The organism is Streptomonospora halophila, from assembly GCF_039542725.1.
In the GTDB taxonomy this organism is placed as follows: domain Bacteria; phylum Actinomycetota; class Actinomycetes; order Streptosporangiales; family Streptosporangiaceae; genus Streptomonospora; species Streptomonospora halophila.
On record NZ_BAABIK010000033.1, the window covers coordinates 33112 to 57891 of the forward strand.

Annotated in this window: 24 protein-coding genes and 1 tRNA gene; 14 read left to right on the top strand and 11 right to left on the bottom strand. The window is 74.4% G+C overall.

The annotated features are described in order from the left end of the window. Positions 1 to 56: 56 nt before the first annotated feature. Positions 57 to 230, bottom strand: a complete 174-nt coding sequence (locus ABEA15_RS22040) for a hypothetical protein (protein WP_344147034.1) — start codon at positions 228 to 230, stop codon at positions 57 to 59. Between the two features lie 52 nt (positions 231 to 282). Further along, a complete protein-coding gene (locus ABEA15_RS22045) occupies positions 283 to 441 on the bottom strand; it encodes a hypothetical protein (protein WP_344147037.1) in 159 nt (52 codons plus the stop codon). A gap of 374 nt (positions 442 to 815) precedes the next feature. Here ABEA15_RS22045 and ABEA15_RS22050 point away from each other — a divergent pair, with 374 nt between their 5' ends. The 3 genes from ABEA15_RS22050 (at position 816) to ABEA15_RS22060 (ending at position 3492) form a co-directional block, all read left to right on the top strand. Beyond that, complete coding sequence (locus ABEA15_RS22050; protein WP_345558738.1) at positions 816 to 1547, top strand: hypothetical protein; 732 nt, start codon at positions 816 to 818, stop codon at positions 1545 to 1547. A gap of 7 nt (positions 1548 to 1554) precedes the next feature. Continuing rightward, positions 1555 to 2166, top strand: coding sequence for a DUF4352 domain-containing protein (locus tag ABEA15_RS22055; RefSeq protein WP_344147043.1), 612 nt, complete (start codon positions 1555 to 1557; stop codon positions 2164 to 2166). A gap of 780 nt (positions 2167 to 2946) precedes the next feature. Continuing rightward, complete coding sequence (locus ABEA15_RS22060) at positions 2947 to 3492, top strand: hypothetical protein (protein WP_344147047.1); 546 nt, start codon at positions 2947 to 2949, stop codon at positions 3490 to 3492. Between the two features lie 58 nt (positions 3493 to 3550). Here ABEA15_RS22060 and ABEA15_RS22065 read toward each other — a convergent pair whose 3' ends face one another. Continuing rightward, complete coding sequence (locus ABEA15_RS22065) at positions 3551 to 4849, bottom strand: hypothetical protein (RefSeq protein WP_345558741.1); 1299 nt, start codon at positions 4847 to 4849, stop codon at positions 3551 to 3553. 124 nt (positions 4850 to 4973) lie between these two features. On the opposite strand from ABEA15_RS22065, the gene ABEA15_RS22070 reads away from it, so the two are divergent. The 5 genes from ABEA15_RS22070 (at position 4974) to ABEA15_RS22090 (ending at position 8804) form a co-directional block, all read left to right on the top strand. Then, positions 4974 to 5864 carry an NUDIX domain-containing protein gene (locus ABEA15_RS22070; RefSeq protein ID WP_345558743.1) on the top strand — a complete coding sequence of 297 codons (891 nt, stop codon included), beginning with the start codon at positions 4974 to 4976 and terminating at the stop codon, positions 5862 to 5864. A 240-nt stretch (positions 5865 to 6104) separates the two neighbouring features. Beyond that, positions 6105 to 6518 (top strand): hypothetical protein, encoded by a 414-nt coding sequence (locus ABEA15_RS22075; RefSeq protein ID WP_345558745.1) that lies wholly within the window; start codon positions 6105 to 6107, stop codon positions 6516 to 6518. 57 nt (positions 6519 to 6575) lie between these two features. Then, positions 6576 to 7421 (top strand): DUF2786 domain-containing protein, encoded by an 846-nt coding sequence (locus ABEA15_RS22080; RefSeq protein ID WP_345558747.1) that lies wholly within the window; start codon positions 6576 to 6578, stop codon positions 7419 to 7421. Between the two features lie 355 nt (positions 7422 to 7776). Further along, a complete protein-coding gene (locus ABEA15_RS22085) occupies positions 7777 to 8226 on the top strand; it encodes a VOC family protein (protein ID WP_345558749.1) in 450 nt (149 codons plus the stop codon). Positions 8227 to 8375: 149 nt separating this feature from the next. After that, positions 8376 to 8804, top strand: coding sequence for a PPOX class F420-dependent oxidoreductase (locus ABEA15_RS22090; RefSeq protein ID WP_344147065.1), 429 nt, complete (start codon positions 8376 to 8378; stop codon positions 8802 to 8804). 119 nt (positions 8805 to 8923) lie between these two features. On the opposite strand, the gene dnaN is transcribed toward ABEA15_RS22090, so the two are convergent. Both dnaN and ABEA15_RS22100 read right to left on the bottom strand, forming a co-directional pair. Continuing rightward, positions 8924 to 10063, bottom strand: coding sequence for a DNA polymerase III subunit beta (dnaN, locus tag ABEA15_RS22095; RefSeq protein ID WP_345558751.1), 1140 nt, complete (start codon positions 10061 to 10063; stop codon positions 8924 to 8926). Positions 10064 to 10310: 247 nt separating this feature from the next. Continuing rightward, positions 10311 to 10778: a DUF4442 domain-containing protein gene (locus ABEA15_RS22100; RefSeq protein WP_345558753.1), complete on the bottom strand. Its 468-nt coding sequence runs from the start codon at positions 10776 to 10778 to the stop codon at positions 10311 to 10313. A gap of 114 nt (positions 10779 to 10892) precedes the next feature. On the opposite strand from ABEA15_RS22100, the gene ABEA15_RS22105 reads away from it, so the two are divergent. Beyond that, the gene (locus ABEA15_RS22105) at positions 10893 to 12923 is read left to right on the top strand and encodes a cation:proton antiporter domain-containing protein (RefSeq protein ID WP_344147075.1); all 2031 of its coding nucleotides are present in this window, start codon (positions 10893 to 10895) and stop codon (positions 12921 to 12923) included. Here the strand turns inward: ABEA15_RS22105 and ABEA15_RS22110 are convergent. Continuing rightward, complete coding sequence (locus ABEA15_RS22110) at positions 12887 to 13963, bottom strand: DMT family transporter (protein ID WP_345558755.1); 1077 nt, start codon at positions 13961 to 13963, stop codon at positions 12887 to 12889. The two genes, ABEA15_RS22105 and ABEA15_RS22110, sit on opposite strands and share 37 nt — an antisense overlap. A 74-nt stretch (positions 13964 to 14037) precedes the next feature. Here ABEA15_RS22110 and ABEA15_RS22115 point away from each other — a divergent pair, with 74 nt between their 5' ends. Both ABEA15_RS22115 and ABEA15_RS22120 read left to right on the top strand, forming a co-directional pair. Continuing rightward, positions 14038 to 14955: a LysR family transcriptional regulator gene (locus tag ABEA15_RS22115; protein WP_345558757.1), complete on the top strand. Its 918-nt coding sequence runs from the start codon at positions 14038 to 14040 to the stop codon at positions 14953 to 14955. A gap of 110 nt (positions 14956 to 15065) precedes the next feature. Continuing rightward, positions 15066 to 15154: transfer RNA gene (locus ABEA15_RS22120), tRNA-Ser, on the top strand. A 170-nt stretch (positions 15155 to 15324) separates the two neighbouring features. On the opposite strand, the gene ABEA15_RS22125 is transcribed toward ABEA15_RS22120, so the two are convergent. Further along, complete coding sequence (locus ABEA15_RS22125) at positions 15325 to 16857, bottom strand: MinD/ParA family ATP-binding protein (RefSeq protein WP_425579434.1); 1533 nt, start codon at positions 16855 to 16857, stop codon at positions 15325 to 15327. 1682 nt (positions 16858 to 18539) lie between these two features. Between ABEA15_RS22125 and ABEA15_RS22130 the strand changes: the two genes are divergently transcribed. After that, positions 18540 to 19523: an NAD(P)H-quinone oxidoreductase gene (locus ABEA15_RS22130; protein WP_345558761.1), complete on the top strand. Its 984-nt coding sequence runs from the start codon at positions 18540 to 18542 to the stop codon at positions 19521 to 19523. A 28-nt stretch (positions 19524 to 19551) separates the two neighbouring features. Next, positions 19552 to 20082 carry a bacterial proteasome activator family protein gene (locus tag ABEA15_RS22135; RefSeq protein ID WP_345558763.1) on the top strand — a complete coding sequence of 177 codons (531 nt, stop codon included), beginning with the start codon at positions 19552 to 19554 and terminating at the stop codon, positions 20080 to 20082. A gap of 118 nt (positions 20083 to 20200) precedes the next feature. On the opposite strand, the gene serS is transcribed toward ABEA15_RS22135, so the two are convergent. Beyond that, positions 20201 to 21469 carry a serine--tRNA ligase gene (gene serS / locus ABEA15_RS22140; RefSeq protein WP_344147093.1) on the bottom strand — a complete coding sequence of 423 codons (1269 nt, stop codon included), beginning with the start codon at positions 21467 to 21469 and terminating at the stop codon, positions 20201 to 20203. A 191-nt stretch (positions 21470 to 21660) separates the two neighbouring features. Between serS and ABEA15_RS22145 the strand changes: the two genes are divergently transcribed. Then, positions 21661 to 21840 carry a hypothetical protein gene (locus ABEA15_RS22145; RefSeq protein ID WP_345558765.1) on the top strand — a complete coding sequence of 60 codons (180 nt, stop codon included), beginning with the start codon at positions 21661 to 21663 and terminating at the stop codon, positions 21838 to 21840. A 31-nt stretch (positions 21841 to 21871) separates the two neighbouring features. Here ABEA15_RS22145 and pheA read toward each other — a convergent pair whose 3' ends face one another. The 3 genes from pheA to ABEA15_RS22160 all read right to left on the bottom strand — a co-directional run bounded on the left by pheA (position 21872) and on the right by ABEA15_RS22160 (position 24571). After that, the gene (gene pheA / locus ABEA15_RS22150) at positions 21872 to 22813 is read right to left on the bottom strand and encodes a prephenate dehydratase (RefSeq protein WP_345558766.1); all 942 of its coding nucleotides are present in this window, start codon (positions 22811 to 22813) and stop codon (positions 21872 to 21874) included. Positions 22814 to 23004: 191 nt separating this feature from the next. Then, positions 23005 to 23655, bottom strand: a complete 651-nt coding sequence (locus ABEA15_RS22155) for a DUF4446 family protein (RefSeq protein WP_345558768.1) — start codon at positions 23653 to 23655, stop codon at positions 23005 to 23007. Between the two features lie 73 nt (positions 23656 to 23728). Then, positions 23729 to 24571 (bottom strand): glycosyltransferase family 2 protein, encoded by an 843-nt coding sequence (locus ABEA15_RS22160; RefSeq protein ID WP_345558769.1) that lies wholly within the window; start codon positions 24569 to 24571, stop codon positions 23729 to 23731. Positions 24572 to 24780: the final 209 nt, after the last annotated feature.

Consider the following 24780-nt stretch of genomic DNA (forward strand, 5'->3'; position numbering starts at 1 on the left):
ACGGCGTCCACAGCGGCACGCGGGGCCGCATCAGCGGCCCTCGGGGATCGTCGCCCCTACTTGTCGGACTCCTTCTCGGGAGTCTCCGCCTCCTTCTCGGAAGGCGCGCTCTCGGGCGCGGTCTGGTCCTCCTGCTCGGGGTCGGGCTCGGAGAACGGCTCGATCCGGGCGGCGATGGCGGCGAACTCCGCGTCGATCGGCGCGGTAGGGGCGAGCACTGCTTGGCTCATCGGTGATCCTCGATTTCTGCAGGGTGTCGCATGGAAACGGACCGAAGGGGGGCTAGGGCCAGTCAACCACCGGTGCGTCGTCGTCGACCGGCTGGTCGTCGTCCTCCTCGAACGTCTCGTAGTCCGGTTCGGAGAAGGGATCGACCCTGGCGACGATGGCCGCGAACTCCGCCTCGACGCCGTAGGCGCCGGCGAGCAGGGGCGAAGTCATGGGGACTCCTTCGGTCTCATGGAACGTCAAGGAGGTCAGGAGCAGGCCTTTCCCCGCGATCGAGGTGTCGGCCCGAAGCGGTCCGGGGGCCGGTCCCGCGGCCTGCGGCGGCCGCGGGCGGCATCCGCCTGCCCCGGATCCAACGCGGCCGGCGCCCGCAGGCCGTCCTCCTGCGGGTGCCGGTCCGGCTGAACGTGGTTCCAGCCTAAAAAGAGGGTCTTGCGGACCGCTTTCAGTTCTCTTTCGGCTGGCGGAAGCCCTTCTGGACGGGCCGCGCGCCTTACCCGGCCGATCGGTTCCCGACACGCGGGAATCTGTCCTCATCAGGCCGCGAAAGGGCACGAAGGGGGCGGTTCCCTCTACACTTCCTGCTCGTGGCACACCACGCTCCCGACACCGAGGATGTATCGAGCGGCCTCCTTCCCCAGAGCACGCTCTGGCGGGTGGTCATCCTGCTCGTGGCCGCCGTCGTCCTGGCGGCGGCGACCCTTGTGCTCTGGGCGACCGGCGGCCTGGCTCGGGCGGACGCCACACCCGAGGCCGAGCCGGGCACCGAGGTGCGTACCGCGATGTACACCCTGACCCCGCAGAAGGCCGAGTTCGTCAAGGACGACGCCGGCCTCACCGCACTGCAGGTGCGCGCCGAACTGGTCTCCAACGACACCAAGCCCATCCAGGTCAGCCAGCTGGGCCACGTGATCGAGGTCGACTTCCCCTCGGACGGGATCGACGCGTCCGCGCTCAGCGTCGCCTACGTCCGCCACCCCGGGGGCCTGGTCTTCGAGATCCAGCCGAAGATGCGCGAGAAGGTGGTCATGACCTGGTCGCTGCGCAAGGCCGAGCAGGACGACAAGGACCAGGAACAGCAGGAGCAGTCCGACAACCCGCTGGCCGGCCTGGGCGGCCCCGGAAGCTCCGAGCCCTTCGACCTCGACGATCTGATGAAGACCCCCGAGGACGTGGCACCGCTCGCCGAGAAGCAGGACGAGGTGACTCTGACCTTCAACGAGACCGAGTTCTCCCCGGGCTTCACCGACCAGTCCAAGACCTGGAAGGCCACCGACGACGTCGCGGCCGAGGTCACCTTCCCGCTCGGACAGGGGTGAGGCGCGCGTGGCCTCCTCCTTCACCCGCAGCGCGGTCGCGACCTTCGCCACCCTGACGCTGCTCGCCCTGATCGTCGCGGCCCAGTCGCTGGTGCCCGACGAGACGCTGGCGACCGAGCCCATCGCCTCCTCGGGCGATATCGGCGAGCCCGTCGACGCCGGCCAGTTCTCCATCACGGTGCAGGAGGTCCGGTTCGCCGAGACCGTGGCCGACAAGGACGGGTTCGGCACCTCCGGGCCGATCGAGGCGAACGGCGTGTGGCTGGTGGCCGGCGTCCGGATCACCTCCGCCTCGGCTCCGCTGACCAACGTCGACGCCGAACTCGTGATGGACGACGGCTACGTCTACTCCGCCAACGGGTGGCTGAGCAACGGCCTCTCGGGCGGCCTCGGCACCACGCTGGAGGCGGGGATCCCCGTCGCCGGCATGCTGGTGTTCGAGGTGCCCGAGGACCGGATCTCGGCACCCGTTCTCCAGGTGAACGCCCGCGAGTCGATCGACGACCGGCTCAGCGCCCGCGCCGACATCGACCTGGGGCTGAGCGGAACCGAGCTCGACGAGCGCCTCTCCCAGCCGGAGGAGCGCATCGACGTTCCCGCCCCCGCCAAGACGTCGTAGGAAGCGCCGCCAATGCACCCCGACGACCCCCGCCGCGGCGAGCGGCCCCACGACCAGCAGCCCCCCGCCGAGCAGCGGCGGTCCACACCGCCCGAGGGGCAGCCGCAGCACCCCTCCGGCGGGCAGCCTCCGCCCGCGGAGCGCCGGCCCCCGGACTCCGGGGCGGAGGGCCGCCCCGCACCGCCGCCTCCGCCGCCTCCGGGGAACCGTCCGCCTGCCGGACCGCCCGGGCAGCAAGGCGGCCGCCCCGCACCTCCTCCTCCGCCGCCCGGGGGCAACGGTCCCCACCCCGGTCGTCCCGGACCTCACCCGCAGCCCGGCGGGCCCGCTCCCCAGGGGGGACAGCCTCCGCAGGCTCCCCGAGGACCGCAGGGGCCGCCGCCGAGCCCGCCTCCCCAGCCGGGGCCGCAGCACCGGCAGGGTCCGCAGCCGCAGCCGGGTCCCCACCCGCCCCAGGGCCGACCGGGACAGCAGGGCCACCTGGCTCCGCCACCGCCCGGCGGCCCGCGGGCCGGTCCCCCTCCGCCGCCCGGCGGCCCCCACGGCGGCCGACCGGTCGGTCCGCCCGGCCCGCCCGGACCACACGGTCCCCAAGGCCCAGGCCCGCAAGGCCCCTACGGGCCTCCTCCGCCTCCGGGCACACCTGCCTTCGCACCGCCGCCCGGCGGACACCCGGCCCAGGCGCATCCGCCGCACCCCGCGCAGCCCGTACCGCCGGGAAGCGGGCGCGCCCGGCGGGCGCTCCCCTTCTGGAAGCGCGCCCACCTGCCGTCCATCGCCGTGCTGGCGGTGGCGCTGCCGGTGGCTCTCGGCGTGCCCTGGTGGATGGAGCGCGAGGCGATGCTCGACCAGGGCGCGATATCGCCGGAGCCGATCGCGGTCGCGGGCACCGAGGACCCCGCCGAGCTGGTGGGCAGCCGATGGGAGCTGCGGGGCACGCTCGTCGACGAACTGGAGGGGGCCGCGCCGCCGCCCGAGGGCACCCACCTCGTCGACGCCGTGTTCAAGCTGACTCCCGGCGAGGGCAAGGCCCGCAAGCGCCTCGCGAACTGCGAGTTCCGCGCAGTCGACGACCAGGGGCGCTGGTGGCAGCCGACCTCCAGCTACTCCATGCGGCCCGGCCTGGAGGGCACGGTCTCCGTCCTCTACGGCTGCACCGACGAGAACAGCAAGCCGCTGCCGGCAGGCGAGGAAGCGGGCGTTGTGGTCAGCTTCGTCGTGCCCGAGGACGCCGTCGACTCACTCGCCTTCGAGGTCGCCGTGCCCACCGCCGGTGGCGGTCAGGACCCCGCGCCCCGGGCGATGCGCTTCGAGCAGGAGGAGTAGTGCCGGCACGCCGGCCCCCGCGTCCAGCGAGCCGCAGGCCGAGCGGGTGTGGCGGCGCTCAGGCGTGCACACGCCCGGCGGCGCGGGCGCGGCGGCCGGTGCTGGCGGCGCTCAGGCTGCGCAGGGTGACCTCGAACGTCGCCGCCAGCAGGCACACGCGCATCAGCTCGTGCAGCGCGTCCACCATGAAGCTGACGGGCGTCAGCCACGGCCACCACCAGCCGAGGAAGTCGTGCGGACCGACCGCGACGTAGACGCCGCGCTCCAGCCAGGCGAAGGCGACCTCCATCAGCACGTAGTAGAGGCAGAAACCCAGGTAGAACACCGGGCTGGCGCGCAGGATGAAGCGGAAGGCGTTGATGAACGGCGTCCACCGGTCCTGCGCGCTGCGCCGCATGAGCCGGCCCATCTGGCGCAGGACGCTGTTGCTCGGCGATGTCAGCGCGTCCTCGATCTTGGCGGCGCGGGTGCCCTTGCGGAACAGCGCGTCGTGGCGGTCCATCTCCGCGCCGAAGATGACCGCTGCGATGGTCAGCCACAGCAGCGGTTCGAAGAGGCCGTCGCGCAGGTGCAGCATCAGCTGCCCGATCAGGTCGAGCGCGGCCAGATAGCCCTGTTCGATCGGCAGCGACGTGGCACTGCCGAGGCTGCGCACGAACTCCAGAATGCCGTTCTCGAACGCGTGCCAGGCCTGGCGCTGGGCGGCCCAGGTCTTGATGTTGCCGTAGACCTGCATGATCGAGAACAGGCCGAAGGACATCCAGTTGGCCTCGAACAGCGCCGTGAACAGGCCCAGGATCTTGCTGTCGGTGCGTGCGTAGAGCCGGTCGCACAGCACCCGCAGCAGGAACGACACCAGCGCGACGGCCAGCGGAAGGCCGAGTGCGTTGATGTCGTTGCCCTCGACGAACCCGGTGAGGCCGCGCTGGTTGATCAGTTCCACGTTGTACTGGCGGAACTCCTCGGCGAAGCGGCCCCAGGCGTTGTAGAAGATGAGGAACGGCAGGATCGCCCCCGCCACCGCGTCGACCCAGCGCCGCTCGCCTTCGGAGACCCCGCCGGAGCGCGGGGAGGCCGGGGAGAACAGCTCGCGGTCGACGGTGGGCAGGCCCGGCCGCAGCATGTGGAACATCACGATGGTGACGGTCAGCTGCGTCAGCACGACCAGGGTCATGCCGATCAGGCCCACGTTCTGGTCGAAGGCCGACAGCCGGACGACGCCGCGCATCATCATGTCGTGCAGGAACGTGCCGATGACATAGACGCACAGCAGCGGCGCCCAGTACCGCCTCGCCAGGTCGAGGGTGTACAGGGGGAGCCGTGAAACCGAGGCCGTCGCCTTCGCCGTGCTGCTCATCGCGCGCAAATCCTAGCGGGCGGGGCATACGCGGTGGGCATTGGCACTGGCCGGAGTCGGCCGCAGTGGGCAAGGTGGAGGGGTCGAGACCGCCCCGTCGATCGGGGCGGGAGAAGGAGGTGGGATGAGCGACGGCGACGGCTGGGTGACCCTTCCCGACGGTTCGCGGCGCTGGGGACGCTTCGGCAGCGCCGGGCTGCTGCTCCGCGCGCCCGGGCAGCGCGGCGGACCCGGCGGCCGGGTGCTGATGCAGCACCGCGCGGTGGGCAGCCACCAGGGCGGCACCTGGGGTGTGCCCGGCGGGGCGCGCAACAGCGACGAGAGCCCTCTGCAGGCCGCGCTCCGGGAGTTCGGCGAGGAGGTCGCCGGCGACCCCGGCACGTTCGAGCTGATCGGAGTGCACCGCCAGGAGCACACGGTCTGGCGCTACGACACAGTGCTGGCGCGCACCGTGTACGGCGGGCGGCTCGAAGCGGCCAACTGGGAGAGCGACGAGGTGCGGTGGGTCGGTGTCGGCGAGGTGGCCGAACTGCGGCTGCTGCCGGCCTTCGGCCGCACCTGGCCCCTCCTGCGCGAGGCGCTGGGCCGGCGGCTCTCCCTGCACGTCGACGCCGCGACAGTGCTGCCCGAGGAGAGCCCGGAGGCGCTGGAGCGGCTGCGCGACGACCTGGCCGGGCTGGCCGCCGCGGGCGTGGCCGCCGCGGCGCTGCCCGACGGGCTCGCCGAATCCGGCCTGCACCTGTGGTTCCCGAAGGTCAGACTGCTGGTCGGGGCGGACGCCCCGGCCCCCGCCCCCGCGCCCGGCGTCGAGGTGGTGCGGGCGCGCCCCGGCGCGTCGGGCGGCTCGGCCGACCGGGAAGACGCGGACGGTGTGCGCACCGACACCGTCCTGGTCACCGGTCGCGGCGGCGGCCCCGAGCGCGGCGGCGCCTCCACCGTCCCTCCGGAGTGGCTGGCGGACGCGGGTCTGCTGTCGAGCACCGCCGAGGGAGTGCGCGGCGCGGTTGAAGGCTGACGAGCCGGGGCGGCCGTGTGGTGAGCGGGCGCGGGCACTTCCGCCGCGCGCCGCTCGTTCATCGGGCAGAAGCCGCCCACAGGGCTGTGGAAAAGTCCACGGACCCGGGACGGCAGGTGCCAGAGTGCTCCGTCAGGGGTAAGTCAGGGGTGTGCCCTGATGCATCTCCGCCGCCGGGCGGGCATCCTGGGTGGACAGGCTGGGCACAGGCTTCCAACCAGCCGGAACAAAGGAGCTGACATGACGCTGGAGCGCGGAAACTCGCTTATGCCCGTGCACGCGGCGACGCTTATGTGGCCCACCGGTATCGCGACGGGGGCGGGTGTGGTGGCCGGAGGCCTGTCCTTCCTCACGGCGCTGCCCGCCATCACCATCGCCGGCCCGATCGGGACCGCGATCTTCTTCTTCGCACTCGTCGGCGGGGGCGTCGCACTCCTCGGCAGCAAGGGCGACCGCCGGGCGCGCCGCTGGGCGGGCCAGTACCCCTGGCGGTTCGCCGCCGGCCCGGCCGCGCTGGCCGGTGTGGGCGTCGCCGCCACCTCGCTGCTGAGCGCGGGCTTCTTCGGCGCGATCTTCGCGGGCCTTGGAGCGGCAGCGGTGATCTGGGTCATCCTCGGTATCGTCGGCATGGTGGCGGGGAACAAGTCGACCTGATCCACTTGTTGCACCGGTCTATGGCAGAACAATCCACGGGGAACGACCAAGCGCTCTATGTCGACTGAAGCTCGTCAGAAGATGATCGAGCGGGTCCGCGGGCTCCTCCGGATGGCGGAGGACCCCGCGGTCACCGATTCCGAGAGCCAGGCGTTCACCGCCAAAGCGGCCGAGCTGATGACCCGGCACGCCATCGCCGAGGCCGAGGCGCGCGCCGAGCGGGGCGAGTCTCCCGAGTCGGTCACCCGGTTCGACTTCCCGGTCTCCGGCGTGGGCGGGCACGGCAAGGCGCGTGTCAAGGCCCTGGCCGGTATCGCCGCCGCCTACGGGTGCCAGTCGGCGGTGCGCGGCAACACTTCGGCCAACACCGAGCGCACGCTGATCATCGTCGGCACCGCGAGCGCCCTCGACGCGCTGCGGGTCCTGCTGCCCTCCATCACCATGCAGATGGAGGCCTCGGCCCGCTTCACGGCGCGCGAGCACATCGCCAACCTGCGCGAGCTGCGCAACTACGACCGCTCCACCCTGTCCACCGAGCGCAGCCGCTTCTACCGGTCCTTCGTTCGCGCCTACGGCTACGCGGTGGCCGAGCGGATCAAGGAGTTCCGCGCCCGGCTGCGCCAGGAGCGCGAGGACGAGGGCACCTCGGAGTCGGCATCGGGCGAGTCCGGCGAGCAGGAGGCCGCCTCCTCCCGCGGGGCCGAAGTCGTGCTGCGCACGGACGTCGACCGGGTGCGCGAGGACTTCCAGCGGCGCTTCCCGCAGCTCAAGCCCACGCGGCCGGAGCGCACCCACCACCGGGCCGGCTACCGCGCCGGGTACGTGCGCGGCCGCCGCGCCGAACTCGGTATCGGCACTTCGGTCGGCCAGGGCGGAACCTCGGCTCTGTCCGAAAGGGAGTAAGCGGACGCCTCCGCCCTATCCACATGTCTTCCCCCATTGGGGGAGTCTTGTGGATAACTCTGTGGGTAACTCGGGGAAATCCGACGGGATTCGCCGAGCGGCCAAAAACGCCTGTGGATAAACCATGCGGGCCCAACTTCTCCGTTCCTCTCGGCGGTTGACCGCGGGATGTCCAGCCGTGGCCTTCCGTTCACTTCCGGACTCCGCTCCTGCTCGCCGCCCTCCCGGCGCGCGTCCGTAATCGGTGTCCCGGTTGCGTCACATTCGTCCAAGACCGGCGCCCGGCTGCGGGCTAGCGTCGAAAGCGTCCGTTCGGATGAGACCCACTTCGGTGGGACGAAGGATGTGAGAGGCCATGACCGCAGAAGTGGACACACTCGTCTGCTACTTGTGCGTGGACGGCGCCGATGCGGCGATCTCCTTCTACCGCCGCGCGTTCGGCGCCGTCGAGGACGAGCGCTGGACGGGTGGGGACGGCCGCGTCGGCCACGCCCGAATCACCGTCGAAGGCGCGCCGGTCTATCTCGCCGACGAACACCCCGAGCTCGGTCTCCGCGGCCCGCGTGCCGCCGGCGGCACCCCGGTGAGCCTCATGCTCACCGTCGCCGACGCCGACGCCGTGTTCGAGGCGGCGCTCGCCGCCGGTGCGACCGCCGAGCGTCCGGTGGCCGACCAGCCCTACGGCATGCGCACGGGATGGCTGCGCGACCCGTTCGGCCACCGGTGGGGGATCAGCTCCCGCGTGGCCGAGGTGTCCGGCGAGGAACTGCGCAAGCGCGTCGGCGACTCCTACACCATCACCTGAGCCGCCGGTTCCCGGCATCCGCGGCGCCGCGTGCGGGCGCCGCGGCCTCCGAAGCGGCGACCGCCTCGGCTGCGGGGGGTGACGTAGGACACGCTTTTGGGGAAGAGTGAAGTAGCACACTCCAGTGTCCGACGAGGGAGTTCACCGGGATGACCGCAGCCACGCTCCTGAGGCCGTTCCAGCGCTACAAGACGGCCCTGCTGCTCACGTACCACGACGACGGCGTCAGGCCGCAGAGCACACCGGTCCGCGTCGTGGTCGAGGACGGCCGCGTCCTCTTCCGCACGTGGGAGGAGTCGGGCGGGGCGCGGCGGCTCGCCCGCAACGCCGGCGCCGACCTGCAGCCGGCCACGTTCAACGGCAAGCCCCGCGGAGGCGCCGTGCGCGGCGAGGTGCGCCCCCTGGACGGCGACGAGGCCAAGCGCGCCTCACTGCTGCTGGCACGGCGCCACCCGATGCTGCAGGGCTGGGCCGTGCCCATGACGAACAAACTGCTGAAGTACCGCACCCGGCACTACGAGTTCGTCCCGCTGGACCTCAACCACGACATCGAGAACATGGAGGGCTGCCCCGACTGAGCGGCCCTCCCTGACGTGCGCCGCCGGGCCGCGGGCTCCTCCCGCGGCCCGGCGAGGTGGCCGTCCGCGGCCGGCCCCGCCCGTGCTCCCGCGAGGGCGGCCGGACGCCGCGTGCGCCGTCAGGACACCCGAAGCGGCATGACCAGGTAGCGGAACTCGGGGGGCTGCGCGTCGTCGCCGGGGACGTCGGAGAGGACGACGGGCTTGGTGGGCTGGGTGAAGTCGATGTGGACGGAGTCGGAGTGCACCGCGCCGAGGCCGTCGAGGAAGTAGTCGGGGGTGAACGCCACCCGGATGGGATCGCCGCTCAGCTCCGCGTCGAGCCGTTCGGCGGCCTGGGCGTCGTCGCCGGATCCGGCCTCCAGCACGACCTCGCCCTCGCTGAACGACAGCCGCAGCGGGGTGTTGCGGTCGGCCACCAGCGCGACGCGCTTGACCGCCTCGATCAGCGGCGCGGTGGCGAGCTTCGCCCGGGCGCCGGACTCCTGCGGGAACCGGGACTCGTACTTGACGAAGTCGCTGTCGATCAGGCGGGTGGTGGTGCGCCGCCCGTTGTTCTCGAAGCCGATCATCCCCTCGCCTCCGGCTCCGCCGGCGGCCGCCGACAGCGCGAGGTCGATGCCGGTGCCGCCGGCCAGCGAGCGGGCGATCTCGTGCAGCGTGCGGGCGGGCACCAGAGCCGAGGTCTCCAACCCGGCGGCCTGCGGCTTCCACCACAGCTCGCGCACGGCGATGCGGTAGCGGTCGGTCGCGGCCAAAGTCAGCGCGTCGCCGGAGAAGGCGAGGTTCACGCCGGTGAGCATCGGCAGGGTGTCGTCGCGGCTGGCGGCCGGGCCGACCTGGCGCACCGCGGCGGCGAAGGAGTCGGCGCTGAGCGAGCCGCTGACCTCGGGCATCGCCGGCAGCGCGGGATAGTCCTCGATCGGCAGGGTGAGCAGGGTGAAGCGCGCGCTGCCGCAGGTGACGAGCACGCGGGCGCCATCGGCGTGCAGCTCGACCGGGGCGTCGGGGAGGTTGCGCGCGATCTCGCCGAGCAGCCGCCCCGAGACGAGGACGGCGCCGGGGTCCTCGACCGAGACCTCGACCTCGGCCCGCGCGGAGACCTCGTAGTCGAAGCTGGACAGCCGCAGCGCGGAGGAGCCGGCCGCGGTCTCCAGGCGCATGCCCGCCAGCACCGGCATGGAGGGGCGCGTGGGCAGTGCGCGGGCGGTCCACGCCACCGCGTCGGCGAACGAATCCCGGTCGGCTCGGAATCTCACGCTGTCCCCACCTCCGTGTAGACGGTCCGTTCCCGGGCGCCGCGCCGGCGGGCCCTGCCGCCGAGCCGCACCGCGCCTGCGCGCGGGGGAGGGCGCAGGCGCCGGGGCCGCTCCCGGACGGCGTCCGGACGTCGCCGACCGGGTGGCCGGCTCGGCCACCGTATCCGTCGGCTGCGACATTCCCGGAGCACGCGCTGCCGCGAACCCGGCCGCGGCCGGCGCGGGGACCCGCGCCGGCGGATCGGGGTCAGCGCCGGCTCGGCTTCAGGGTCCAGGTGACGGTCATGGCGCCGGTGGCCGTTCCGTCCGCGGTGCGCAGCTCGACCTCGACCGCGAACTCCGGCCGACCGCCCGATTCGAGCTCGGCCTCGATCTCCTCGCGGGGCCGGTCCAGGTGCGCCTCGGCGACCACGTCGCCCATCGCGAGCTTGCGGTAGTGGATCTCGGCCTTGACCGCCAGCGGCACGGCGCGGTCGAGCAGGTGGCCGAAGGCGCCGGTGACGATCGCCCCGGACGCCGACTCGCCCAGCGTGAACATCGCTCCCGCGTGCGGCCCGCCGACATGGTTGTGGTTGGCCTCGGTGTCGGGCAGGCGCATGGAGATGCGGTGGTAGTCGACCTCGAGGAACTCCACGCCCAGCGTGCGGGCGAAGGGCACCGCCGCCAGAAAGCCGGACTTGACCATCTCGGCGGTCTCTTCGTTCATGATTGCCATGACCCAGATATTACTCGCCGGTAACCCGCACGTGTGCGGGGAGACCGGGGTCTCCCGTCCGACGCTCGCTCCGCGCCGGTCGGCCGCCTATTCTGGCCACGCCCGATCAGGTTCGTGATCAGCGCAGAATCGAGGTTCCGCATGCTCCTGGCCGCCGAGGAGACTCCGGCGTTCCTCTCACCAGTGGTGCTGCTGCTGTGTGCGGCCGCCGTGATCGGCTACCTCAGCCTGCGCGTACGCGTCGTCCCCATCGTCGGGTTCCTGCTGGCCGGGGTGGCGATCGGCCCTCACCAGCTGGGGCTCGTGCCCACCACGGAGACCGTCGAGGCGGCGGCCGAGATCGGCGTCATCCTGCTGCTGTTCACCATCGGCATCGAGTTCTCGCTCGGCCGGCTCGCCTCGATCAAACGCTACGTGCTGGTGGGCGGCGGGCTGCAGGCCCTGCTGACGATCGCGGTGGTGGCGGGCCTGGTGATCGCGTTCGGGGCGGGCTGGCGCGCCGGCGTGTTCACCGGTTTCCTCGTCGCGCTGTCCTCCACCGCCATCGTCCTCAAGGTGCTGGCCGCGGCCGGGCGCACCACCGGGCCGCTCGGGCAGGCCTCGATCGCCACGCTGATCTTCCAGGACCTGGCCGTGGTGCTGATGGTGCTGCTCATCCCCCTGCTGGGCGGATCGGGCGAGGGACCGCTGGAGATCGCCCGCGCGCTGGGCACCGCCGCCGCCGTGCTGGTCGTGGTCCTGGTCATCGCCCGCAAGGTCATGCCCCCGCTGCTGGAGCGCGTGGCGCGCGCCTGCTCGCCCGAGGTCTTCCTGCTGACCGTGGTCGCCATCGGTCTGGGCACCGCCTACCTGACCTCGCTGGCCGGGGTCAGCGTCGCGCTGGGCGCGTTCCTGGCCGGACTGGTGGTCAGCGAGTCGCGGCACAGCGCGCACGCCCTGGGCGAGGTGCTGCCGCTGCAGATCCTCTTCAGCGCCACGTTCTTCGTCTCCATCGGCATGCTGCTGGACCTGAGCGTGCTGCTGGAGCTGTGGTGGCTGGTGCTGCTGCTGGCCGTCGCCGTCGTGGCGGTCAAGGCGGCCACCGGCGCGCTGGCGCTGTCGGTGCTGGGCGTGGGCGCCTCCACGGCCGTTGCGGGCGGGCTGCTCCTCGCCCAGATCGGCGAGTTCTCCTTCGTCCTCCAGCGCTCGGGCGCGGAGGCGGGGCTGGCACCGGCCGGGTTGGGCGCCGACGGCGAGCAGGTGCTCATCGCGGTCACGGTGCTGCTGATGACCCTGACACCGGCGCTGGCCGCACTCGGCGACCGCCTCGGCCGATGGGCGGGCGGACGCCGCCGGCCGCGTACCGCGGTGCCCGGGGCGGGCGCCGACCGCGGCCGGGGGGACGGCGGCGGGGACGCGCCGCCCGACGCGCCGGTGCTGATATCGGGCTGGGGTCCGGTGGCCGCCGAGCTCGCCGCCGCCGTGCGCGCCCGCGGCATCCCCGTGGCCGTCACGACGCTGGGGCCCGACCTCGCGGCGGCGGCCGAGGCCGAGGGCTACACCGTGGTCCGCGGCGACCCGCTGCGCCACAACGTCCTCGAAGAGGCGGGCCTGTTCTCGGCCCGCGCGGTCGTCATCGCGGAGAACACCACCGAGGAGAGCGCCCGGATCGCCGCCGTCATCGGCCAGCTCGCACCGGACGCGCCGATCGTGGTGCGGCCGGTCGACTCCCCCGAGCCCGACGTCCTCGCCCCGTCGGGGGCGCGCCGCATCGTCGACACCTCGCGCGCCGTCGCCGCCGACCTGGCCGGGACCCTGCTGGACGAGTTGGGCATCGCCGCACCGCCGACCGGCGACTACCCCGATCCCAATACCCTGTTCGACTTCGCGGCCGACCCCCAGGCCTGCCCGCACGCCTCGCGGATCCGCCCCGTGCTGCCCAGCACGGCCGGGTGCGCCGACTGCCTGCTCGCGGGCGGCAACGACTGGGTGCACCTGCGCATCTGCCTCGGCTGCGGCCACGTTGGCTGCTGCGACTCCTCGCCCAACCGCCACGCGTCGGCGCACGCGACCGCGTCCGACCACCCCCTCGCCGCCGCGGCCGAGGACGGGGAGGACTGGGCGTGGTGCTACCTGGACGGCACGCTGATCGCACGCGAGGAGTAGGCCCTCTCCCGGCGGGACCGGTGCGGCCGCCCGTGCTCCCGCTTCGAGCGTTCGGTCGCCAGTGCCCAGATCGCGAGGAGGACGAGGGCGCAGCCGCCGAGCTGCGTGGCGGTCGGCCGCTCGCCGAGGAACACGGTGCCCAGCGCCACCGCCAGCACCGGCTGGATCACCAGCAGCGCCGCACCGGTGCCCGGTGCGAGCCTGGGCAGGGCGGAACCGATCAGCAGCCACGACAGCACCTGCCCCAGCAGGGCGAGGGCCGCCAGCCAGCCCCACGAGGCGAGCGGCAGCACCAGGTCGACGCCGGTCCAGGCGCCGCCGAGGGCGGCCGCCGCAACGGCGGCGGACAGCGTCGAGACGAAGACGGGCGCGGCGCTGTGGCCGGTCCCGCCCGCCGACCGGGTCAGGAACAGGTACCCGGCGTAGGCGACACCCGCGGCGACACCGCAGAGCGCGCCGGAGACGGGGGAGCCGCCCGGCGCGGCGTCGCCCGCCGCCCCGCTGGCGAAGGCCACTCCGGCCAGCATGGCCGGCGCCGCCAGGGCGAAGCGGGCGGAGGGGCGCACCCCGCTGAAGGCCCACGCCAGCACGGGGAAGACGACCACCTGCACGTTGATCAGCACGGTGGCGATGGAGGCGCCGACGTCGTCGATGCTGCGCGCCCAGAACACGTAGTCCACGCCGAGCAGCAGACCGGCGGCGGCGTCGGCGGCGACGAGCCGGGCCGGGCGGGGCCCGCGTGCGCGGTACTCCGCCGCCGCGAGCGGCAGCAGGGCGACCAGCGCCAGCGCGCAGCGCAGGAACGCCGTCGTCCCGGGGCCCGCACCCGCGAGCTTCGCGAACGCGGCCGAGGTCGAGTTGGCGGCCGCGCCGGACACCGCCGCGACCACCGGGTGGAGGCGGTCGAGCGGTCCGGCGGGCCGACCGGAGCCCGGCGCGGCGGCGGAGTCGGCGGCCGCGTGGCGTGCGGTCCGCGCATGCGCCACCGCAGCCGCCGCCGGACGCGCACCGGGGGCCGTCGGATCGTCGTACCTCTCCATGCCGCCTACTGTGCCGGGAGCGAGCGCGAAGCAAAAGCGATCATTTCTACCAGTAACCCGGTAGCATCACTTACGTGTTCAATCTGGAGCGGTTGCGGGTCCTGAACGCGGTCGCCGTACACGGGTCGGTCGCGCAGGGCGCGCAAGCGCTGCACATCACCCCGTCCGGCGTCTCGCAGCATCTGAACAAGCTGGAGCGCGAGACCGGCCACCGGTTGCTGGAGCCCGACGGGCGGGGCGTCCGCCTCACGCACGCGGGCCGCGTGCTGGCCGAGCACGCCGCCAGGGTCGTGGCCCAGACCGGCGCGGCGGAGAACGACCTCGCCGACCTCCGGGCAGAGACGCTCGGGCCGCTGCGCATCGGCAGCGTCGGCAGCGCGGTGCGCACCCTGCTTCCCCGCGCGCTGGCCGAGCTGGCCGGTGCCCATCCGCGGCTCATCCCCTCGGTGCGCGACGGCGAGGTCATCGACATGATGCCGATGCTGCTGCGCGGCGAACTCGACCTGCTGCTGGTGGAGAGCTGGGCCAACCGCCCGGTCTTCCTACCGCCCGGCCTGTCTGTGCGGCCCCTCGTCGACGAGGAGGTCAGCGCGGCCCTGTCGGACCGCCACCCGCTGGCCGGGCGCGAGCGGATCGGCCTGGCCGAGCTGGAGGGCACCCCGTTCGCGAGCTGCTCGCCGGGCACCGAGCAGCATGAGGCCCTGGTGCAGGCGCTGCGAGGGCGGGGTGTGGAGCCGGATGTGCGCTATCTGCTCGACGAGGTGCCGACCCAGTTGGCGCTGGTGGCCGCGGACCTGGCCGCGGCGCTCGTCCCGGAGATGGCGCAGTGGCCGGCCCCGCCCGGCGTCCGCTTCGTGCCGCTGGACTCGCCGCTGCGGCGCGAGATCGCGGCGGTGTGGCGGGCCGAGTACGAGAGCCCGCCGATCCGCGCCTGCCTGGCCGCCCTGTGCCGTGGCCTGGATGACGGCGGGGAGCACGGCGGGACCGGCTGAAGCGGGCCCGCGCGGACCGGCGCGACGCGGTAGGCCGCGGAGCTGCGGCCCTCCGGACCGAGTCGGGTGTCTGCGCTATGCTGAGGGCGGCCTGCGTGGCCGCCGCTCATGGAGGGTTCGCATAGTGGCCGAGTGCAGTGCTCTTGAAAAGCACAAGATCCTTAGCGGGATCTCGTGGGTTCAAATCCCACACCCTCCGCGCCGTTGAAGCCCTCCCTCCGGTCCGTCTCCCGCGGTCCGGGGGGAGGGCTTCGTCCGTTCGCGCAATCGCCGGGCCGGCGGACCGCCCCGCACGGGGCACAGCCGCACGCGCTCCGAGCACGCCGGCGCGTTGTGCGGGACCGCTCCGGCGCGGCCCCGCACACGGGGTCACCGCGGCCAGGCGAAGGCCTCGCCGACGGTGGCGGCCAGTTGCAGGTAGGCGTCGCGGGTGCTGGGTGCAAGGCGCTCCAGGTCGACCTCGGCGCCCTCCTCCAGGTGGGCGTCCCACGGCACACGCGCCACAGCACGGCACCGGCTCGCGAAGTGCTGCTCCAGCCGCTCCAGGTCCACGCTGCTCTTGCCGGTGCGCACCATCGACAGCACCACCACCGCGCCGCGCACCAGCGAGCCGTACCGGTGCGCCTCCAGCCAGTCCAGGGTCGCGCTGGCGCTGCGCGCCCCGTCGACCGAGGCTGAGCTGACCAGCACGATCTGGTCGGCCAGGCCGAGCACGCCGCGCATGGCCGAGTGCAGCAGGCCCGTGCCGCAGTCGGTCAGGCAGATGGAGTAGTAGTGCTCCAGCAGCCAGGAGACCTCGCGGTAGTCCTCCTCGCTGAAGGCCTCCGAGACCGCGGGGTCGCGGTCGGACGCCAGGATCTCCAGCCGGCTGTTGGCCTGGGAGGTGAAGGCGCGGATGTCGGCGTAGCGGGAGATCGACTCGCGCTCGTTGAGCAGGTCGCGAATGGTGGCCGCGGTCTCCAGCCGCACCTTGTCCGACAGCGTGCCGCGGTCGGGGTTGGCGTCCACGGCCAGCACCCGGTCGCCGCGCAGCGAGGCGAGCATCGATCCGAGCGCCACCGTGGTGGTGGTCTTGCCCACCCCGCCCTTCAGGCTCAGCACGGCCACCCGGTGGTGGCCGCCGCCGACCTGCGTGCGCGCCCGCTCGGTGAGCTCGCGGCGGCGCTGCTCGGCCGCCGACTCCCCCACGTCGACCATCCCGAAGGTGGCCGAGTGGAGCATCTTGCGCCACCCCTTGCTCGGCCCCGGCCGCCTGTCGCTGACCAGGTTCTCCGCGCGCAGGTCCTCGGCCGTCTCCGGGTGCCCGCTGTGGCCGGGGAACTGCTGGGGCTGCACGCCGTCCGCGAAGTGGGCGGAGTACTGGAACCCCGTCTGCGGCCCGGACGGCGGCCCGCCCGGGGCCGGGCCCGGCGCGGGACGGTAGCCCTCCGGTTCACCCGGCGGCGGAGGCGCGCCGTACGGGTCGTATCCGGGGCGGGCGTAGGGGTCGCCGGGCTGCTGGGCCGGCCGGCCGTAGGCCTCGTAGGGCCGGCTGTAGGGGTCGAAACGACCGTCGTCCGGCGCGCCGGGCGCGTACGGCTGCTGCTGCGCCTGGTGCGGGCCGGCAGGCGGCGGCGCGTTCCACGGCTGCGGGCCCGACGGCGCCGATTCCGGACGCGGGTCACCGGCCGGGGGCGCGGGGCGGCCGCCGGTGTCGGCGCCGCCCGGCCCGCCTGAGTGCTGCGGCGGCCACGCGGGAGGAGCGGTCGGCGGACCCGCCCCGGGGCCCGTGCCCGGTCCGCCGTGCGGGGGCCCGGCGTTCGGCGGCAGCGGCGGAAGCTGCTCGGGAGAGGGGACGTCCCCGCCCGGCGCGGGGTGCCCGTCGGAGGGCGCCGGCCCGCCGGGCGGTTCCGGCGGGCGCACCCGCGGCGGGGAAGCCGGACCGTCGCCGACGAGCGGGGGCTCGCCGGACGCGGCGTGCGGCCCCGGCGCGCCTTCGGGGGGACGGACGGGCTCGGCCGAGGTCCACTGCGGTCCGTCGCCGGCAGGCGACCGGCCCCGGCCGGTGGGGTGCGGAGGTTCGGCGGACGACTCGCCCCAGGCGGCGGGGTCGTAGGCCCACGAGCCCGCCGCGGGCTCGCCCTCGTCACGGAAGGGCGGGATCACCTCCGTGGCCTCGCCGGGGCGCGGTCCGGCGCCGTTGCGGTCGGCGGACCCGCCCTCGGGCCGGGAGCCCGGCGGCGGGCTCGGCGCGCGCTCCGGCGGCGCCCACTGCGAGAAGCCGCTGTGGCCGCCGGTCCACGGCGCGCCGCCGGCGCCGTTGCTCCACGGCGGGGCCGACGGCTGCCCCGGCGGCGGGTCGGCGGGTGCCGCCTCCCCCGCAGCGGGGCGGTCGGGCGCGGTGCCCTCGGGCCGCTGGTCCCGTTCCGCGCTCTGCCCCGGCGACCCTGCTGCGGGGCCGACGGTGCCGGCGCCGCCGGACGCGCCGCCGTCGCGCTGTCCGGGCATGCCCGCCGCGTCCGGTGCCTCCGGCGCCGGACGGTCGGAAGCGGGTGCCGCGGGTATCGGCTGCCCGTTGTAGGCGGTCCGCGGCGCCTGGTTCGGGTCCTGCACCGGTCGGCCGGAAGCCGGGGACTGCTGCGCCGGGCCGGGCGGCGGGGCGGGATAGGGACCCGACGGGTACGCCTCGCCCGGCCGCCCGCCGTGGAACCCGGGCGGGTCCGCGGGCGGGAGCCCGGCCGGATCGCGGCGCGCGGGGTCGCCGTCCCCGGCGGCGGGAGGAGGCGGCGGGACCGGGGCCGGCGCGTCCGGCCCCCCGCCCGCGGGGAAAGGCCCGGGGCCGGGGCCGTCCTGGGGCGGCGCGGGTGGCTGGTAGGGCCCGGCCTGGTACGGGCCGGAGGGGTAGGCGTCCGGCGCGGGCGCCGGGTTCCGGCCGTCGTCGTACTGCGGCTGCGGTGCGCCCGGCGCACCGGGCGGCTGGTAGGCGCCGGGCGCGGCGGGCTGCTGCGGAGCGGGCGGCGGCCCGTAGGGAGCGGCGGGGCCGGACGGGCCGTCCTGCGCCGACGCACCGCCGGGGCCGCCGGGGCCTGCAGGGTGTTCCGGAACCGGCTGATCCGCCGGCGCCTGCGGGGCGGGCCGGTCGGGCCCGAACCCGCCCATCCCGCCTACGGCATAGGGAGGAGGCGGGACGGCGCCCTCGTCGATGGCGTAGGGCGGGGGCGGCGGTGACGCGTCGCCGAACCACTGATCGGCCGGGGAGGGGGCCTGCCCGCGGTCGCCCGGAGCCTCGTCCCCGGCGGCGTCCTGGTCGTGCCCCCTGTCCCACGCACGCGTACCGGCATGTTCGGAACCGTCGTGCTCTCGGTGTGCCAACGCGGTTCTCCTCAAGACGCTTGCTCGGGTGCGCGATGTCCGATCGCTGCCGCCTGGCCGCGCCATGGGGGAACCTGGCAGACCAGACCCGGACTCACGGATATTCTCTCCTCCGCCAACAAAGATACGAACCGCAGCCAAAGGCGGACACCCCGCACCCGCCCGTTCCCCCGCCGTCCACAAGCGGCCGATCCGACGAGCGCGGCCCGCACCGCCCTGGGTAGCGTTGCGGCATGCACGCGATCCTCATCACAGAACCCGGCCCGGCCGACGTCCTGGCCTGGACCGAGGTCCCCGACCCTGTCCCCGGCGAGGGCGAGGTCCTCGTCGACGTCGCCGCCACGGCCGCCAACCGGGCGGACGTCAACCAGCGCCAGGGGAACTACCCTCCGCCTCCGGGCGCCTCCGAGTACCCCGGGCTGGAGTGCTCCGGCCACGTCGCCGCTCTCGGTCCGGGCACCGGGGACTCGGGCTGGTCGGTCGGCGACCCCGTCTGCGCGCTGCTCAGCGGCGGCGGCTACGCCGAGCGCGTCGCCGTGCCCGCAGGCCAGTTGCTGCCGATCCCCCGCGGCGTCGACCTCGTGACCGCGGCCGCTCTTCCCGAGGCCGCCTGCACGGTGTGGTCCAACGTGTTCATGACCGCCGGCCTCCGCTCCGGCGAGACCCTGCTCGTGCACGGCGGCGGCAGCGGCATCGGCACCTTCGCCATCCAGCTCGCGCACGCGCGGGGCGCGCGCGTCGTGGCCACCGCCGGCAGCGCCGAGAAACTGGACCGGTGCCGCGAGCTCGGCGCCGACGCGGGCATCGACTACCATCGCGAGCGCTTCCCGGACCGGGTGAAGGAGGAGACCGGGGGCGCCGGCGCCGACGTGGTCCTCGACATCATGGGCGGCTCCTACCTGGCCGACAACGTGCGCTCGCTGAACGTGGGCGGCCGCCTGGTGATCATCGGACTGATGGGCGGGCGCTCCGGCGAGCTCGACCTCGGGCGCCTGCTGGTCAAGCGCCTGTCGGTGCACGCCACGACGCTGCGTTCGCGCCCGCTGGAGGAGAAGGCGGCCATCGTGGCCGGAGTGGCCGAGCACGTCTGGCCGCTGGTCGCCGACGGCTCGGTGCGGCCTATCGTGGATCGCACACTGCCGTTGGCGCGCGCCGCCGAAGCACACAGCATCATGGAGTCGAGCGCGCACGTCGGCAAGATCGTGCTCACCCGATGACGACGCAACCCCGCTAGGTGAGGGATTCATGAGCGAGCGATTCGACGAAGAAGAGCAGCCGCACGTGCTGGTCATGGGCTCCGGCGCGGACTCCGGCGCCGATTCGGGCGCGGAGGACGACGAACAGGCCGCCCAGCGCCCCTTGAGCGAGATGGTCGAGCAGCCGGCCAAGGTGATGCGCATCGGCAGCATGATCCGCCAGCTCCTGGAGGAGGTGAAGGCCGCTCCGCTGGACGAGGCCAGCCGCGAGCGGCTGCGCGAGATCCACACCAACTCCATCAAGGAGCTGGAGGACGGCCTGGCTCCGGAGCTGATCGAGGAGCTGGAGCGCCTCACCCTGCCCTTCGCCGGAGACAGCACGCCCAGCGAGGCCGAGCTGCGCATTGCCCAGGCCCAGCTCGTCGGCTGGCTGGAGGGCCTTTTCCACGGAATCCAGACCACCCTGTTCGCCCAGCAGATGGCGGCCCGCGCGCAGCTGGAGAACATGCGCAAGGCGCTGCCCGCCGGCATGGCACCGCAGGGCGAGCCCGAGCGGGGCGGATCAGGCCCCTACCTGTGACGAGGCGCATCCGCCCGCCCGCGACCTCCGGGAACCGCCCGCGAAACCCCACCGCCGAGAGTTCCGGCACCGGGCGGTTCCCGCGGGGTACCCGGCCCCCGGCCGTGCGGCTCCGGCGCTAGCGCTTGACGGGTTCGAGCACCTCGCGGCCGCCGACGAAGGGGCGCAGCGCCTCGGGTACCACCACCGAGCCGTCGGCCCGCTGGTGGTTCTCCAGGATCGCCACGATCCATCGGGTGGTGGCCAGCGTGCCGTTCAGCGTCGCGGCGTGGCGCGGCTTGCCGGAGTCGTCGCGGAAGCGGATGTTCAGCCGCCGCGCCTGGAAGTCGGTGCAGTTGGAGGTCGAGGTCAGCTCCCTGTAGCGGCCCTGGGTGGGCAGCCACGCCTCGCAGTCGAACTTGCGGGCCGCGCTGGCGCCGAGGTCGCCGCCCGCGATGTCGACGACGCGGTAGGGCAGCTCCAGCTTGTCGAGCATCTCCCGCTCCCAGGCCAGCAGCCGATCGTGCTCGGCGCGGGCGTCGTCGGGATGGGCGTAGACGAACATCTCGACCTTGTTGAACTGGTGCACGCGGATGATGCCGCGGGTGTCCTTGCCGTAGGAGCCGGCCTCGCGGCGGAAGCACGACGACCAGCCGACGTAGCGGTTGGGCAGCGCGTCAGCGGCGAGGATCTCGTCGGCGTGGTAGCCCGCGAGCGGCACCTCCGAGGTGCCGACCAGGTAGAGGTCGTCGGCCTCAAGCCGGTAGACCTCGTCCGCGTGGGCGCCGAGGAACCCGGTGCCCTCCATGGTCTCGGGGCGTACCAGCACCGGCGGGATCATCGGGGTGAAGCCGTTGGCCACCGCCTGCTGCATGGCCATGTTCAACAGGCCCAGCTCCAGCATCGCGCCGACGCCGGTGAGGAAGTAGAACCGCGCACCCGAGACCTTGGCGCCCCGGTCGGTGTCGATGGCGCCGAGCAGCTCGCCCAGCTCCAGGTGGTCGCGCGGGGTAAAGTCGAGCTCGGCCGGGGTGCCGACGTGCTCCAGCACCCGGAAGTCGTCGACGCCGCCCTCGGGGGTGGCCTCGTCGACGATGTTGGGAATGTCGTGCAGCATCGCGTCGACCTCGGCACCGAGGTCGTTCGCCTCGGCTTCGGCCCGCTTGACGTCGGCCGCCAACTCCTTGGCCTGGGCCAGCAGAGTCGCACGCTCCTCGGGAGCGGCGGAGGAGACCGCCTTGCCCGCGCTCTTCTGCTCGGCGCGCAGACCTTCGAAGCGCGTCTGCGCGGCGCGGCGCCGGGAGTCGAGGTCCAGCAGGCGGTCGACGACGGTTTCGTCCTCGCCGCGGACCCGCTGCGAGGCGCGCAGGCGGTCGGGGGACTCTCTGAGAGCACGGAGGTCGATCACGACTGCAGGCTACCGGTGATCGGAGCGGGCGACACATCGAGTTCCCGCCCGTCAGGCCCCGGGCGGAGCCGCCCGACCCGCAGTGGGAGTCCGGCCTCGCGAAACCGCGTCATAAGCGGCCTGCGACACCGTGTACCGGGTGCCGGCGCGCTGGAGGGGGCGCGCCGGCGTACACGGAAGGAAGCGAAGCGATGGCACAGCCGTGGGCGATGAAGGCGCTGAGCGCCATGACGGCGGACGAGGTGCGGGCCGCGCTGGACCAGCTGCCCTACCTCTGCCCGGAGGACGCGGCCCTGGAGACGGCGCTGCGGGACCAGCTCGCCCGCATCCAGGAGGGGCGCCCGATCGAGGCGGCGCTGTCGGCGAGGTGACTCTCCGCGGACGCGCCCGCTCCCGCCGGGTTCAGCCGACCTCGCCCGCCCGGATGCGGGTCAGCCACTCCTGGGCCTCGTAGAAGTCGGCGCTGGTGGTGCCGCGCGAGGGCATGAACGGGGTGAGCTCGGTGTCGGCGTCGGCCCGCGGGTAGCTGCCGAGGAACCGGACCTCCTTGCACAGCCGCCGCAGCCCCATCAGCGCCTCGCCGACGGCGGGCTCGGCCACGTGCCCGTCGGCGTCCAGGCAGAAGCAGTACCGGCCGAGTCCGTCTCCGGTGGGCCGCGACTCCAGCCGGGTGAGGTTCACGCCCCGGACGGCGAACTGGTTGAGCAGCTCGACCAGCGCACCCGGGTGGTCGTCGGACAGGAACGCGACGAGCGACGTGCGGTCCGACCCGGTCGGCTCGGGCAGCGGCTGCGGCCGCATGAGGTGGATGAAGCGGGTCGCCGCGTCGTCGCGGTCGCCGACGCCCTCGGCCAGGGCGTACAGACCGTTGCGCTCGCCCGCGATGCGCGCGCAGATCGCGGCGTCGTAGGGGCTGCCCGGCTCGGCGACGCTCTGGGCCGCCGCGGCCGTGGACGAGACCGTGAACACCTCCGCGTCGGGCAGGTGGCGGGCGAGCCACCCGCGGCACTGCGCCAGCGCGTGCGGGTGGGTGGCGATGCGCTTGACGTCGGCGACCGCGGCGCCTTCGCGCGCGAACAGGGCGAACTCGACGGGCAGGGCGGCCTCGGCCGCGATCAGCAGCGGCTCGCCGTTGATCAGTTCGGCGATGGTGGCGGTGACGCCGCCCTCGACGGAGTTCTCCAGCGGCACCGTGCCTCCGTCGACGTCGCCGCGGCGGATCGCGGCGAACACGGCGTCGACGCCGGCATAAGGGATGCGGGCCGCCTCCGTCGCCTCGGGCTGGAGGGTGCGGAGTGCGGCCTCGGTGAACGTCCCCTCGGGGCCGAGATAAGCGTAACGCATATTTCGCAGGTTATACCCGTGCGGCGTGCGCTGCGTGGGTCCGGACCGCGGCCGTGCCCCCGCCCGACGACCTGCGATCGCCCGCGTGGAGGCGCGACCGGACCGCGTACCGGCGGCCGCCGCGCGCGGGCTCAGCACACCGGCAAGGGCGGCCGCCCGCCGTGCCGCGGGCGAACAGCCCGCACCCCCGGTCAGTCGGCGGAGGTACCGCCCGTGCCGGTGGCCGGTGCCCCCGTCGGCGCGGTGCCCAGCGTGCGGACCGGCGACGCGTCGCCGTCGGCGGGCCCACCGTGCTCGCCCGCGTCCCCCGCTTGCGCGCGGGACTCCTCGACGGCACCACCCTGCCTGCCGGCCGAGGCGCCGTCGCCGCCCGCGGCCTGCTTGCGCCCGCGGCCGGGCCCGCCCTTACCGGAGTGCGCGGCCGCGTCGTCGCCCTCGGGAGCGCCCGGTCGGTGCCCGAGGCGGGCCGCCCGGAGGGCTCGGTACTCCTCGGGCGACAGCGCCTCCTCGGCACGGCCCTGGCCGATGGACTTGGCGTAGGTCCGCGACTCGGTCCGCCCGTTGATCGAGGTCACGACGACGCCGTCGCCGACGGCGTTGAGCAGGGCCAGCGAGAACGAGCGCGCCCCCGACATCTCCTCCAGGGCGTCGTAGCGCACCACCGCCACGTCGCGCACCGCCCGCATGTCCAGTCCGTTTCCGTCGGGCTGGAGCCGTTGGATCATCGTGCGGCATTCACGCGCCGCGCTGCGGACGCTGATGAGGGCGTAAACGCCGAGTGCCAGTCCGCCCACGCCCGCGAGCGCCGCCAGAACGGCCAGATAGGTAGTCCAGGTAGTCACCACAGTGTGAGACTAACCGCCACTCCCGGTAATGAGAACGACACTCAGCGCGTTTCGCGTAGCCGGTCAGCCGTCAGCGGCCGCGCCGTGCCGCCCGCCCGCGCCGTGTCGCGGCCCTGCGCACCGCGACGACCGCGGCGCCGCGCAGGTCCTCCCGCAGCCGCCGGCCGCGGCGCACCAGGGCCGGGCCCAGCTCCCGCTCGGCCAGCGCCCGCGCCACGTCCGCCAACTGCCGGGCGCGGTGCAGCTGGGCACGCGGCCCCGTGCCGGTGGGCCGGTGCTCCAACGGGACCTCGACCTCCACCACCGCCAGTCCCGCACGCAGCAGGTCGACCGTCATCCCGGTCTCCGCACCGAAGCCGGCGGCGAGCGGACGCGCGGCCTCGAACGCCGCCCGGGTCAGGCACCGCTGGCCGCTGAGCGGCTGCTCGGGCTCCCACCCGGTCGCGCTGCGGATTCCCTCGCGGGCCAGCGAGACGACGGCGCCGCGCCCGCCGAGGCGCTGCCGGGTCGCCGGGAGCAGCGCGATCGTCATGTCGGCTGCCCCCGAGCACACCGGCTCGACCAGCGGCGCGGCCCGTGCCGCACTGGTGCCGAGGTCGGCGTCGAGGAAGAGCAGATGGCGGGCGCCGCTGCCGCGCTCCGCGCACTCGACGCGCCGGACCCCCTCGGCGCCGGTCTCCATGGCCGCGCCCTTGCCGCGGTTGGCGCCGTGGCGCAGCACGCGCGCCCCCGCGGCCCCGGCGACGGCGGCGGTGCGGTCGCGGGAGCCGTCGTCGACGACCACGACCAGGTCGGCGCCGGGCAGCCCGGCGGCCGCGCGCACCGTGGCGCCGATCAGCACCTCCTCGTCACGCGCGGCGATGACGACGGCGGTCCGGGCACCCGCCGAGCCGGCTTCCGCGGGTCCGGTCACGGCCCCGCGCCGAAGCGAGCGGGACGCGCGCCGGCGCGTCCGGTCCGCGGCGCGCCCGTGCTGGGCCCGGCCGGCGGGTTCGGGAGCGGGCGGCGAGGCGCCCGGCACCCGGGTCCCACGAGCGCGGGGCACGCGCGTGCGCGCTGCAGTCGATGGGCGGCGCGGCGCCGTCGCGGCGGGCGCCGCCGCGGGCGCGCCCCTGAAGTCGG

Coding starts and splice junctions, on each gene's coding strand:
- ABEA15_RS22040 (WP_344147034.1), bottom strand. CDS start 230: ATGAGCCAAGCAGTGCTCGCCCCTACCGCGCCGATCGACGCGGAGTTC.
- ABEA15_RS22045 (WP_344147037.1), bottom strand. CDS start 441: ATGACTTCGCCCCTGCTCGCCGGCGCCTACGGCGTCGAGGCGGAGTTC.
- ABEA15_RS22065 (WP_345558741.1), bottom strand. CDS start 4,849: ATGAGCAGCACGGCGAAGGCGACGGCCTCGGTTTCACGGCTCCCCCTG.
- ABEA15_RS22070 (WP_345558743.1), top strand. CDS start 4,974: ATGAGCGACGGCGACGGCTGGGTGACCCTTCCCGACGGTTCGCGGCGC.
- ABEA15_RS22075 (WP_345558745.1), top strand. CDS start 6,105: ATGACGCTGGAGCGCGGAAACTCGCTTATGCCCGTGCACGCGGCGACG.
- ABEA15_RS22080 (WP_345558747.1), top strand. CDS start 6,576: ATGTCGACTGAAGCTCGTCAGAAGATGATCGAGCGGGTCCGCGGGCTC.
- ABEA15_RS22085 (WP_345558749.1), top strand. CDS start 7,777: ATGACCGCAGAAGTGGACACACTCGTCTGCTACTTGTGCGTGGACGGC.
- ABEA15_RS22090 (WP_344147065.1), top strand. CDS start 8,376: ATGACCGCAGCCACGCTCCTGAGGCCGTTCCAGCGCTACAAGACGGCC.
- ABEA15_RS22100 (WP_345558753.1), bottom strand. CDS start 10,778: ATGGCAATCATGAACGAAGAGACCGCCGAGATGGTCAAGTCCGGCTTT.
- ABEA15_RS22110 (WP_345558755.1), bottom strand. CDS start 13,963: ATGGAGAGGTACGACGATCCGACGGCCCCCGGTGCGCGTCCGGCGGCG.
- ABEA15_RS22130 (WP_345558761.1), top strand. CDS start 18,540: ATGCACGCGATCCTCATCACAGAACCCGGCCCGGCCGACGTCCTGGCC.
- ABEA15_RS22135 (WP_345558763.1), top strand. CDS start 19,552: ATGAGCGAGCGATTCGACGAAGAAGAGCAGCCGCACGTGCTGGTCATG.
- ABEA15_RS22145 (WP_345558765.1), top strand. CDS start 21,661: ATGGCACAGCCGTGGGCGATGAAGGCGCTGAGCGCCATGACGGCGGAC.
- pheA (WP_345558766.1), bottom strand. CDS start 22,813: ATGCGTTACGCTTATCTCGGCCCCGAGGGGACGTTCACCGAGGCCGCA.